We start from the raw sequence: 12,500 nt of genomic DNA, 5'->3' as shown, positions 1-12,500 counted from the left end.
AAAAAAAATGTAAAATTGTCAGTCTAACAGATTATAGAACCAAACCCATTTTTAGAGGGGTCAATATGTCCAGAACAGGGGTCAGTATTGTCCGGAATATCCAGCATTAAAGCGTAAGAAATACCACCGCCTTTTTTTGGAGTCATTTTGATTCTATAAGTATTCATTTCCTTTTTATGGTTTTTGTGAATACAAATTTACTTTTAAAGTAAGTTGCTCAGGAGATTATGCAACCTTGCAGATTAGGATGCATCTCGTAAAAAAGTAATTAAGGAATTGGTATTGCAAATCTTATCTCTACAAAGAGGGATGATATTGCTGATTCCATTATGATGAATCATCAATTCTTCTTTAATCTTTGGGTAATTTGAAAGTGTAAGAGTTAAAGAAACTCTTTGACTGAATTGATATCTACTTGTTCAAAAAAAATTAATACTACCTCCCAAAGGGTAACTAATTTTGAGAATAGGATGTTTCTGAAAAATCATCTAAGGGTTGACCAAAGAAAAACCTGAAGGAAAAAGAGAATCATCCTGTTGTCCTTCAAACTTCCTGCACCAATAATAAAACGACACTATTGAAATACCCGCATCAGATGCAAATACAGCTTTTCTCAGTCCTGATTTCAGCCACTAGGTGAACAGCTTGTAATATTTGTCACTGTTATCTTTTTCATGAAGGAAAATTACAATTTAAACAGTAATCAGTAAATATGGGGTTTATCGGACGGATACGTTTATTTTAATCAGCTACAGTTGGCTGGCTATGAACAATAAGCGATTTATTCGCATAATTACTAGTAAAATAAACAGATACCATAGTTATATTGCTTAATTATATAATATTTTCTTCTTCTTTAGTTTTCCACCATTGTCTTAGCTTAATAATTTTTGGGTCCCCAATATTAATCAGTCCTTTTCCTGATTCTAATTTTTTGATTTCAGATTCAAGTTTGTATTTGCTGTTTGGTGTTCCTACAAAATTGCTTATTGACTTGTAATCTTTATTTTGGATATTTAAACAAATTGGTAGTTTGACTTGTGAAGCAAAATCAAATTCTTTAGTCTTGTAATCTTCAACGCCTTGTGATAACATTACTATAATTACTCCTTTTGATCTTAAAAGCCTCAATAGTTCTTCAAGTGCTTTCCTTGCATTTTTGTTTTTCAAATAGATATGAGCTTCATCAATTACAATTACATATCGAAGTGGAAAAATATTATTGACTGGTTCACAATCATTAGTTGAACTAAAATAAGTGTTAAAATACCTTAATAACAAGAAGACAACAAGTTGCCTTAATGTATCTGAAAGGGCAGGAGGTAAATTTAAATATAAGCTCTTGTCTAAAATATTTGGATTGTTTAAGTTACAATCAAAAATATTTGTTGTCAAATCTTGAATACCTGCAAAAAGCGTATCTGGTCTTCGATTATTTTCTTCGTAAAATTCTTCGACCGCTTTAAACAATTCAATAATGGTTGGATAAGAACCATTATTATTATCAAATAGGTCTGTAATTATATTTGTTAAAATATTTTTTTGAGTAACACCAACGCTTGGTACAAAAGTAGCAATAGTATCAACAAAGGCCTTGATACTAAAAGGACGTTGTCTGTTGTCTAAGTTAATTGATAGAAAAGGGTTGAATTTTATACCACCGTCATTTACGATATCAACAAATTCACATTTTGTTGCATCGAGAAATGGCTTCAATTGCGCTGGATTACCTTCTCCTTTGTAATCAAAAAAGATAAATTTCAACGCATTGTCTGTATTCTTAGAAATTTGATAAAGTATATCTTTCATCAATTGAGTTTTGCCCGAACCTGCCATACCTGCGATAGCCATATTTCTGTTATCAAACTCTCTTAGATCATTTATTCTAATTTCAATTGTTTCTCCACTTTCAGTTTTACCTAATTCAAACGAGAGTAAAGAAGTGATTTCTTTTATTGAATTTATTTCAACATTTCCACTATTTAATTTAACAGTATTTGATCTTAACGTAAGACCTTTTTTTATGGATTTTAAAAGAATATCAATATGGTCTCCACTGGAAATGTTAGAATTTTCAATTTTTTCATTCCAAATACTTAAGCCGTGATTTAAATGAAGTTTGAAGAGTTTTGCAAATTCATCCTCAAAAGTATTCTTGTTATAATGTTGGTCAACAATAGTTTTGAAAATCACGAGATTTGAACCATCTCCAATAACTGTCCCAAATAATGCTTTATCATCACGAAATTCTTTACCATCTGAACTTGGAATTATTTCATTTTCTATGTCAAATAATTTACCAGAAATTAAACTAAAAGACAAGGCAATTCTTGGAACAACACCATCATTTTTAAAGTTATACAGAGTTTTAATTCTATAAAGTAACTCATCGTTTTCTTTGCTTATTTTAATTCTCATAACTATTGAAATAACCGTTTTTTAAATTTGTATTGATTCCGTCATTGGAAAGCAAATATGATTTTGAAATGTTTCCGGAAATCTCTCTGAATCTTTTTGGTGTTATTTCACTATTAGTTGAGAACAAAACAACCTGTTCAGAAAGTGATGGATAATATTTTTTAGTAATGCTGTCTCTGTGTTCTTCGTCAAGTCTTCCTAATGGTGTATCTATAAATATTGGTAGATTTTTATAAGATTCTTTAAGAATTGCTTTAATAAGACATGATATATAAATCTGTTTTTCACCAGAAGCAAGACTTTCTTTTCTAATTTCATTATCATCTTGGTCAAAAAGTGTGATTTTCATTCCTTGCCCTGAAGCCAATATGGTTACTTTTACATCTTCAATGAACTTGTTTAGATTTTGATCACCATTCATTTTATGCATAAGAATTTTAAGTTCAGAAAGAATTGTTTCTTGTAAGCTATCTTTATGCTTATTCTTTTGTTCATCAAGAAACTGATTTAAAACGTCAATATATTGATTACTCCTTTGGATTTTCAATTTATTCTGTTCATTAATGTCAGCTTTCTTTACAAGTGTAACTAATTGTTGATTAAGTCTTAATATATCACTTCTCAGCTTTGTGATTTGTTGATTGTTCTCACCAATTTGCCTGTTTTTTTCTGTAATATTATAATCTGCTTTTTCTTTTTTAGAAGAATACTCAAGAATTAAATCGTCTTCAAGATCTGCATCAACTTTACTTAGGGTTTTATTTAAATCTAATAGTTTTACTTTTATCTTGTTAAATTCTTCAATTGTAGTTTCAAATAAATCTTTGGATTGTGTATTAACTAAGTTGATAGCATCTGCTATTAGCTTCTTTTCGGAATTATTTAGATCGTGTTCAAATTCAAGCTCTGAATATTCACCATTTTCTTTAAATAGTTGCGAACCTAAAGTTTGTGCTTTTTCGTAATAAAACATTTTGTCCTTTAAAGACATTGTTGAATTTTCTGGCTCAGGAGGTTTATTGAAAAGTAGTTCAATAAAGTTTTCAATTTTATCCGAGTTTTCCTTTGATGAGTTTTGTGAAAGTTCGTTTTTTTCTTGAATTTCCAAATGCTCTTTTACTTCTTCCAGTTTTCCTGTGAGAATAGCTAGAGGGATAATTTCACTTAATTCATTAAATCGTTCATTGAGTTCTACTTCTTTGGCCTTTAACTTGTCAATCTCTATTATGATAGCATTTCTATCAAAAGTTGAATTACCTTGTTTGCTATGCTGTGATATTAGGTTGTCATATTTTCTGATTTCCTTTTTTAAATCATCTATTTCTTTAAGTAAAACTCCATTTTTTTCTTCAAGTCCGTTTTCACCGATAATTTCATTTTCAGATAGTTCAATAGCCTTTTCATTGTTGATTATTTGTTCTTGAAGATTCTGTGAAGCACCTTCTTTTTTTAAATTGCTAATATAAAACTCAATATCCTCAATTAAAGTCTCGTATGTATCTAAACCGAGAATCTTTCCAAGTGCATCATTTATAAAACTACCTTCATCCTTAATTGATAAATTGGCGATTTCAGCAATTTTTTCAGCATCAAAAAACACAAATTTTGCTGCGTCAATTGGAATGATGTAATCGTTAATAAAATTGATTTTGTCACTTTCATCATCAAATATTTCAACGTTTGAAGCAACATCAATGATTGAAAGATCTTCATTCATTGAAGCAACATCAAAAGTTCTTTTTATAAGTATTGAATCTGTATTTGAATTTAGTGTTCTTAATTCTGGTAATTCAATATCTGATATTTTAATGCTTACTGAGAATTTGGTTTTATTTTCTTTTTTGGCTGTCCAATTAATAGATTGTTGCATAAAGGAAGAATAGTTTTTTTCCTTTTGAATCTCTTTTTTGAAATTCTCATCTATCTGTGAAATCTTATCGCCAAATAGACACCACACGATTGAAAGCAGAAAGTTTGTTTTACCATAACCGTTTCGACCTCCAATAATTATAATGTTCTTTTCATCATTGGTTTCAAGGTCCACATTTACAGAGTTGTAATACTGCCTAAAATTATTTATTTCTATGTTTGAAAATTTCATTTTGTTGCTTTTTCAATAACGTCATTAATTTTTTGCTGATGATAATTATTTCTTTTCAGCAACTTCTTTGTTCTAACAGATTCAAGTAGAGACTTTAAAGAATCATAATCAATACCCATTTTTTTTGATATTTCATTTAGTCTTTGCTCTTGTTGTTCCTTAATTTCCTTCATTTTCATATACTTAAGTTGTTTTGGTTATCAAGTGAGACAAATTGTTGTTCAATTAAATAATCAACAATATATCTCATATTTATCTTACTTATTTTAAGTTGTACAGAAAAATATTCTTCTATAATTATCCGATTAGTGTATCCTTGTTGATTTATATAATTCGTAATAGTTTTGCCTAAAAACTTTGGTAAAGAAGTTAGATTTGATTTGTATATTTTATCTGATAATCCAATAAAACTTTGGTTGAAAATCATGAATTGTTTTTGAGGGTCAAGTTTGAGGTTTGTGATGATATTTTTAGCATTTGTTTTTTTTCTGTATTTGTGAACTTCAGAGAGTAGTTCAAGAATATGGATAGGGTAAGTTTTGTCCTGTAAATATTCAAAAATAATGTCTTTTATTGTTCCACCTTTAATTCCTTCCTTTTCTATTTCCCACTTTTTCAAACCGAAAGTACTGCTTCTCCCAAAGTATATTATTTCAGGTGAACGTCCTAAACTACCCCTCAATGCCTCTTGATTTTTTGTGATTTCTGGATAATCTACTTCAATAAGTCTATATATATCTTCAATATTTGAAGGCGCACCAAGTTTTTCAAGAGCTTCGATTGCATATTCAAAAACTTGTTTGAAAGTATTTCTCTTAAATACTATATTATCATTTATATCAATAAAAAGATCAAATTCATGATTTATTATTCTTTCAGCTACAGGTATTATAAAGGATAAAAAATCATTATTTTTATTTCTGATAAAATTATTCAAATAACCTTTAAAATTTAATTGATACGATTCCTTAATTTTATCATTTATTCTATAATATATGTCATTTGTATAATTATTAAAGTCAAACTGATCATTTATATTTTTACTGATTAAATAAATATTACTCCAGTTATGAAGTTTGCTTGATTTATTAAATTTAGACTGAAGAACATCATTGATGTGACCAACAAGATCAAATTGATCTGATACGCAAGAATAAACTATTAATGCATTAAATTCCGCAGAGAAATTGGTTGCATTCTTCTGATTAATCAAATTACTAAAATCGTCATCTATTATTATTAGATGTTGATTTATATCTAAACTGTATTTTTCATATAAGTCGGAATCAATATTTTTTAATAAAAGTAATTTATCAAATAATTTTTTTAAAATATTTTTTTGTATTTGTCTTACCCTTTCTACTGAAATATTTAATTCTTTTGATATTTCATGTCGTGTATTTGTCAATTGGTTTTTATATATCTTAACTGTTTTTTCAAAAATAAATTTTTCGTTTTTTTCGAAAATAGCATCTTTTCTTATCAAAAAATGAATCAATGTAAATATTGATTTGGAGTTTAGTATTTCATCAGGAATTGAAGTAATTGAAAATAATCTTTCAATGTAAAATCTATTTCTTAAAATTAAGATTTCATTTTCATCATCAATTTTTGCTACTTTTTCAATATAATCTCTTATTTCGTCAAACATGATTTTTAACTCTGAGGCTGAATTATTACCAATATTTTTAATATTAGCATAATTGAAATCATTGTTATTAAAAATTATTTGACCAATATTTTTTATTTTAAAATTTTTATTTAAATATTGGGATATGGCATTTCTACTTCTATTTGTTAAATTATTTATCTTTAATTCTATATAAGTGTTAACTATTTCTCTTTGATTTCTCGAAAAGTTTAAAATTTGAACATCAAGTTTTTTTACTTGATGCAAAGGTTTATCGATTTGATTTTTGTATATATATTTTTTACATAATGAAATCAATTCTTTATTAGATTTTGTCCCGCAATTTCTTAGGTTTTGAAAAGTTTTATTAACTAGGAAGTAATCTAAAATCGCAGACAAGTCTTTTAGTCCATTATCAAGACAAATGTTAACAGAACGAATACTTATGTTTTCTGATTTATAAATTTCTACAATTGTCATACATTTATAGATTAATATTTCTTGTTTAAAATTTTTAATGAATAATCATATCAAGCCTATGAATAAATTAATTTTCTTTCATTTTTCAAAACTATAAATTCTGTAAATCCAAAGATTTTTTTATGTTCTTTATACATGACATCGAAATGTAAGCATATATCGAGTATGCATGATGAATCTGCAAGCTTGCATTTAGCAGGCCTCCTGTCTGATAATCAAATCTTCATGGTAGCTTTCAAGCTTTTTTTCACATAAAGGGATGATATTGGTATTTCCATTATTGTCTATCAGGAGTTGCTTCTGAATTTCTGGATAATTGCTAATCGAAGCATTTAGTTTTCTATTGATCTTACTTTTTAGAGCGTGTAAGTTTTTTCTGAAAGTCTTTCTTTCAATTTCATTTTTTGCTTGTAAGTATAAGTCTTTCATACTCGATTGAGAAACAAAGTTTCTTAAATATATCCCCAAGTACTCTTTCAAGTACCTTTCTTTTTCAAAGTCGGCATAGCTAAGGCCATTTTTGTATTTGAGTAGCATGATAAAGAGTGCTTTTTCTCTGCCATTGGAGATATCGACAGGGACAAGTTTATTGTCAACTTGTATGATCATATTCATATCCTCGGTCACAATAAATTTGAAATCAACTTCTCCGAAAATTTGATGCCAGTTTATTCTAAATATTTCATCTTTGATTGCCTCGAGAGCTTGTTTGAGGGAAGTGAGATAGGCTAGCGTTTCTGTTTTATTGAAGGGTTGATCCGCTATCTTTTGTATGCAATCCTGACATATATGTGCCGATTTCAACTTATAGATTACTTCCGATTTGACACCTGTAAAATCAAACATGCAGCCGATACTTCTATTGTGGTATATCTTGCTAGGAATTTTCTCATGTTTGAAATATTTCATCGCTGTGATGATGGTAATCAAGTGGTACGCAATTGCATATTTTGGTTTTGAAATATCAAAATCTTCCCAATAGGAGCATTGAACAAAGGCTACTTGTCTATCAGTATAGTCTAGTGAAGCAAACCAATTATGCTCATTTTCTCCTTCAAATAAGAAGACATAGTAATGATTTTCTTGATTGTTCATGATTTTTCTTCTTTTGCCAACATCGAAAAGCTGATCCCAAGTCCAATAGGGTCTCGTAGGAACGAGCTGATCGTCTTGAAGAAAAGTTACAATATGATTGAAATAGGGCGTTAAAAATTGAATGATACTCGTTGCGAGCATTGCAGTTTTTTGATCAGCGATAAGATGAACAGTCATACGTGAAGGTAAGATGCTAGAATGATAAATCTTGAATAAAAAACCCTGATCGGACCTTGGTTATACACCTGCCTAGATGACCTTTTGCCATCTATAAAATTAATATTCCAAAGATAGTACAAATTTTATTTCTAAAATTGGTATTTTGGTAACCTAGGCAATTCTGTGACAGTAGTTGTCCTACTTAAGGCCTAAATGAAATAATCAGTAAATTTTAGTAAAAGATGTGTTAGTCTTTTACAATCAAAAAGTTTTTGGATTTACAATGCTCTATTCTTGTAGATTAATACATGCAATCTACTGAGTTAAAAAATAGTTGAGTAAATGATTTATTCTTGCGCTTCAAAATGACTAAAAGGTTATTTTTGCTATTCTCTAACCTTATTTGATGCGATTGAGCGCTTCTTTTGCGAGCAGATAATAAAGTTCTAATACAATCCTTCTTTTGACAGCTTGATCTTTATTCAAAGTGCTGAGAATAGCTTCTGAGACTTTTGTTAAATTCTGTTATAGATCACAAAGCAATTGAGATAGCGTAGCATTTTGACCTATGAAAAATAATTCTAATAAGTATTCCCAGAAGGACTCAAAAGAAATTTCAATTTCAAATTTTTAGAATCTCTACCCTTTTGTTAAAGTATTCGTAAAGTAAGTTTTTCATTTATTAAGGAGTTTTTCTTTAATGTGGACGTTGATTCAAGCTTAAAGCCAATACTCTTTGCATGAGCTATGCGTTACGCTTGCATGATTAGATTATATACATCTGATTGATTTCTTGTGATTCCCATATAGGTCAATCGGTAAGGGGAGGGGACGTCCTCCACCAAGTCAAATGAACCACAGTCTTTGGGAAGTCCTTCAAAAATCAAGGTAAAGGTGTGATGATTGCCCATTATTCTAGTCCACCTAGGTGCTTTGCTGATTCCATCTACATGTAATAAGGCTGCTTTTTCACTCCCAGAATGAGGGATTAGGTAAGTGGATTTCCAAATGCGTATTCCAAGCGGAGGATTCTGAATGCTAACTTGAAAATGGATGATGACTTGATTTTCTTCTTGAGTTCTATCTTGTGCAGCAACAAGAAGCGCTTCTTCGATTTCTATTTTTGGTTGAACTATGATCTCCATTTATTAATAATGATTAAGGACAGTGTCAAATTTAAGTAGTTTGGATGATCCTTTTAAAATCTGCAAGGTTGCAAAAGTTAATGTCAAACTAAAGCTCAACTATTGCTGAAGATATAAAGCCTGAGCTACCTCCACGAAGCGGCAATAGGGGTTCGCAAGTTTGATTTGCATCGGGCTCTTGCAGTCTGGCTCTAGGATAGAAGGAGAAGCAACAAGAACAAATAAAGCTTGTGCTCGAGATACTGCCACATTGAAGCGATGTGGGCTATATAGGAAATCCATTCCTCTTGAAGCATCCTGAGGTGAGGATGTCGCAACAGAATAGATCACAATAGGAGCTTCTTGGCCCTGAAATTTATCTACAGTTCCAATTTCAATATGTGGTATTGCCTCTTTGAGTTTACTAACCTGAGCATTGTAAGGAGAGATAATTTTAATGTCTGAATGGGCTATGATTTTACTCTTACCTTCGGCATTGGTGTAGGTAACATCTCCTTTGCAAAGCATTTCAATCATATTTTTGATCACTTCGATTTCTTCTTCAGAACTATTGGTGTTTCCTTCATGTGCTATGGCTAAGTATCGAAGACCTGAGCCCAACATTGGAGTATTTCCACTGATAGTTTGATTTTCCAGGTGTTTGACAGCATGAAGCTTGCCTTCATAAAACTGTTCTGCATCAAATGAGCAGATTTCAGGGTGCATGCGCCAAGTTTTATCTAAGAAAACTCCTTGTTCTGGTCGAATGGTTTGTCGCTTCTGAAGAATATGAGCAAGAGCTGAAACTTCAGTTCCTTCAGGGTGAACACCCTGCTGTGGTTGCTGGAGTTGTTGCGGATCACCAAGTAAGATTAGATTTTTGGTAGATTGAGCTACTGCTAGCGTATCAATCAGAGATAATTGTCCTGCTTCGTCTACAAAGAGGTAGTCTAGAGCATCAGTATAAATGGTTTTTGGCCATAAAAATGAAGTTCCTGCGATAATTTGGCTTGAGCTAATCTTCGATTCAATTACTTCATTGACGTTGCTGGTAAACCATGGCAACTGATTGTCTTCTACATCTATTTTTTGACTGATACTTACAGGAAACTGACAAGCTTCCGCATATTCCCATATTTTTTCCAGTAGGTTGGTGATGACCTTATGGCTCAAAGCAGTGACCCCTATTTTCTTACCTTGTTTGATCAGTTCTATGATCATTCTACTAGCGGTGTAGCTTTTTCCTGAACCAGGAGGTCCCTGTATAGGAAGATAGCTGTGATTAAGATTACTTGCCCATTGGGTGGCTTTTTGCAATAAGTCTTCACTTTGTACTTGTGGTTGCGCATCAGGCTTACTTCTTAATAGCAATTCTCTTGCAGCTTTAAAAGGAGCTTCAACGGAGTCAAGACCGTTTTCTATGACCCAAGAAGCAAGATTAATAATCGACTCTTCTTTGACCTGAGCATTGAAATCTTCAAGCAACAAAATTGAAGTAGGATGAATATTCATAGTTGTAGGGCCTTTTTTGATGCGTATCGTTTGAGTTTTACGATCAAGGTGAACGACCTCACCAAGATTTTTACCATCAATATTTTTCACTCTCTTCCCAACTCGTATATCTGTTTCTTGATCTTCAAATTTGTAGCTATCAATGACTGATCTTTTGACGGGCTCACGATGTCCTGTGTAAGTCAATCTGCTAAGTGCATTTTTTTCTTCTAGCAAATCTTCTTCCGAGAGTTCCATAAGTTTGAAAAACTCCCACCAGAATGACTTTTTTTCCCTTCTGTACCAATCGAGCATATTGGCCAATAAGAATTTACCTTGTTGTAAAGTGCTGCGATCTTCTTGAATTATGGGTACGTCAGCCATCAAAGCATCAAAAAGAGGTTTGATTCTTTCTTGGTGTGCATTCGTTTTTTCTCCAGCTTCCATACCTTTTAAATCTAGCCTGGGGATGATTGCTCCTTGATCTATCCACTCTTTCCTGAGTTTTTCAAGCCATGCATGCAGTCTATGCGTACTCACACAGTCATCTTGATTGTAAAGTCGGATAGCCTCTAGCATTTCTGGGGTTGCTTCTTCCGTTTTTTTTGTTCCAAGCAAGAATTCATACATACTTTTATGCCTACTGACTTCCCTCAAATCAATCTCACGCTCGTAACCAAAAAACTTTTCAAGGTCTTTGATAGAATATCTTTCTACACTTGCTCTGACCCCCTGTCTTACTACGCCATACAGGTCTACAAATGTATTGGAGCGAAGTAATTGATCCATTTCGTCTTCGAAGGTGCTGTATTTTCCCATCAGTCTTTTGAAGGCTGTGACTTCATAAGGGGCATAATGATAAATATGCATATCTGGATGAGCTGCTTTTACAGCCATTGTCATTGTCATAAACTGTTCAAAGATCTGTTTTTCTTCTACTTCGTCTTTTGCCCAAAGATCATGGTACTCTCCTTGATAATACCATCCAATCATATACTCCAATCCTCCAGGCTCGATCATTGGATCACCTTCCAAATCGAGGTAAATATCATGTGCAGAAGGTTCAGGGAGTTTGTAAAAACCTTTATTTTCTTCAAGATCTAATAATTCATAAATAGGACGATAATTTTCATTCCTACTTCTCCATTGGATATTGGCTTGGTCTCGAAGTTTTTGATAGGTATGAATTGCGCCTTTATTGGGTTTGAAAGGGATGGGGCTTGGGAGTTGAGCAAAATCTTCTAGTGTATTAATTTCCCTTTGCTTGACCTCTTTAATTTGTGAATTGCCCATTCCTGCCACAAAACTCAAGTGATCATCCTCTCTTCTTTGCTTATTACACACTTCCCACCAGGTACAAATGTCGCAATGTGACACAGGGTCTGGATAGGTGCTATTTACTTCTGTAAGAATAGCTTCATTGAATCGCTTTTTTGCTAACCTCACATAGGCCATATAATCATCTGTTCGATAGCAGATATCTTCCTCAGGTGTTTTGACCCACATAAATTCAGGCACTACTCCCTGTATTTCACCTACAGCCTCTGTGTATAAGCTGATTTGAATGATTGTGGCAGCTTTGGTTTCGGTCGCTAATTTTGTATCCATTACTTCATAAGAAAAATTTCCCAATTCAGATGGATTAGCAACTTTAATTAAAAAATCAGCCCATCCCTGCCACTCGTTTTCTTTGCCCAATCTCGCTTGGTAAATAACGTCAAAACCCTTTTTCATGGCTTCTATCGTTTTTTCAAAAGCCAAAGGATCTCCAGGTTGAAGGTTGTAGATAGACTTTCTCTCTTCGTGAAATTTAGCGAGTATTCCAGCTTCAAAAGCATTTCCTTTTTCACGCAGCGCCAGCATCACCTTATTTGTATATTGGGGTTTTTGTCGCTTGCCTTGAATCGCTTCTTTTTCTAAACTTGTCAGGTGTTTACAGTTGATGTAGTTAGAAAGATCAGAAGGGGAGTAGATGATTGTATTTTCAGCCTTTTTCATGAGA

The 12,500-nt window shown here is 32.0% G+C and carries 8 protein-coding genes; all 8 read right to left on the bottom strand.

Going from position 1 to position 12,500, the window contains the following annotated elements; translation table 11 throughout:
• Positions 1 to 488 precede the first annotated feature (488 nt).
• The 8 genes from tnpA to IEV57_RS04785 all read right to left on the bottom strand — a co-directional run bounded on the left by tnpA (position 489) and on the right by IEV57_RS04785 (position 12,496).
• Positions 489 to 629, bottom strand: a complete 141-nt coding sequence (tnpA, locus tag IEV57_RS19565) for an IS66 family insertion sequence element accessory protein TnpA (protein WP_444542117.1) — start codon at positions 627 to 629, stop codon at positions 489 to 491.
• 205 nt (positions 630 to 834) lie between these two features.
• The gene (locus tag IEV57_RS04815; protein ID WP_188440190.1) at positions 835 to 2,418 is read right to left on the bottom strand and encodes a DndE family protein; all 1,584 of its coding nucleotides are present in this window, start codon (positions 2,416 to 2,418) and stop codon (positions 835 to 837) included.
• Entirely contained in the window at positions 2,408 to 4,519 is a 2,112-nt protein-coding gene (gene dndD / locus IEV57_RS04810; protein WP_188440188.1) for a DNA sulfur modification protein DndD, read from the bottom strand. Before dndD ends, IEV57_RS04815 begins: the two co-directional genes overlap by 11 nt.
• The gene (locus IEV57_RS04805; protein WP_188440187.1) at positions 4,516 to 4,698 is read right to left on the bottom strand and encodes a DNA modification system-associated small protein; all 183 of its coding nucleotides are present in this window, start codon (positions 4,696 to 4,698) and stop codon (positions 4,516 to 4,518) included. The genes dndD and IEV57_RS04805 overlap by 4 nt, the downstream gene beginning before the upstream one ends.
• Positions 4,695 to 6,629, bottom strand: coding sequence for a sigma factor-like helix-turn-helix DNA-binding protein (locus IEV57_RS04800; RefSeq protein ID WP_188440185.1), 1,935 nt, complete (start codon positions 6,627 to 6,629; stop codon positions 4,695 to 4,697). The genes IEV57_RS04805 and IEV57_RS04800 overlap by 4 nt, the downstream gene beginning before the upstream one ends.
• Positions 6,630 to 6,821: 192 nt before the next feature.
• Positions 6,822 to 7,901, bottom strand: a complete 1,080-nt coding sequence (locus tag IEV57_RS04795) for a hypothetical protein (RefSeq protein ID WP_188440184.1) — start codon at positions 7,899 to 7,901, stop codon at positions 6,822 to 6,824.
• 734 nt (positions 7,902 to 8,635) lie between these two features.
• Complete coding sequence (locus IEV57_RS04790; protein ID WP_188440182.1) at positions 8,636 to 9,028, bottom strand: hypothetical protein; 393 nt, start codon at positions 9,026 to 9,028, stop codon at positions 8,636 to 8,638.
• Positions 9,029 to 9,127: 99 nt separating this feature from the next.
• The gene (locus IEV57_RS04785; RefSeq protein WP_188440180.1) at positions 9,128 to 12,496 is read right to left on the bottom strand and encodes a TM0106 family RecB-like putative nuclease; all 3,369 of its coding nucleotides are present in this window, start codon (positions 12,494 to 12,496) and stop codon (positions 9,128 to 9,130) included.
• Between the last annotated feature and the right edge of the window lie 4 nt (positions 12,497 to 12,500).

It is taken from the genome of Belliella aquatica (assembly GCF_014637795.1).
In the GTDB taxonomy this organism is placed as follows: Bacteria; Bacteroidota; Bacteroidia; order Cytophagales; family Cyclobacteriaceae; genus Belliella; species Belliella aquatica.
The sequence above is the reverse complement of the archived record's forward strand: the minus strand, read 5'-3'. Positions and strand labels throughout refer to the sequence as shown.

Bases quoted from the DNA above. Each gene is read 5' to 3' on its own strand.
- IEV57_RS04815 (WP_188440190.1), bottom strand. From the start codon at position 2,418: ATGAGAATTAAAATAAGCAAAGAAAACGATGAGTTACTTTATAGAATT.
- dndD (WP_188440188.1), bottom strand. From the start codon at position 4,519: ATGAAATTTTCAAACATAGAAATAAATAATTTTAGGCAGTATTACAAC.
- IEV57_RS04805 (WP_188440187.1), bottom strand. From the start codon at position 4,698: ATGAAAATGAAGGAAATTAAGGAACAACAAGAGCAAAGACTAAATGAA.
- IEV57_RS04800 (WP_188440185.1), bottom strand. From the start codon at position 6,629: ATGACAATTGTAGAAATTTATAAATCAGAAAACATAAGTATTCGTTCT.
- IEV57_RS04795 (WP_188440184.1), bottom strand. From the start codon at position 7,901: ATGACTGTTCATCTTATCGCTGATCAAAAAACTGCAATGCTCGCAACG.
- IEV57_RS04790 (WP_188440182.1), bottom strand. From the start codon at position 9,028: ATGGAGATCATAGTTCAACCAAAAATAGAAATCGAAGAAGCGCTTCTT.
- IEV57_RS04785 (WP_188440180.1), bottom strand. From the start codon at position 12,496: ATGAAAAAGGCTGAAAATACAATCATCTACTCCCCTTCTGATCTTTCT.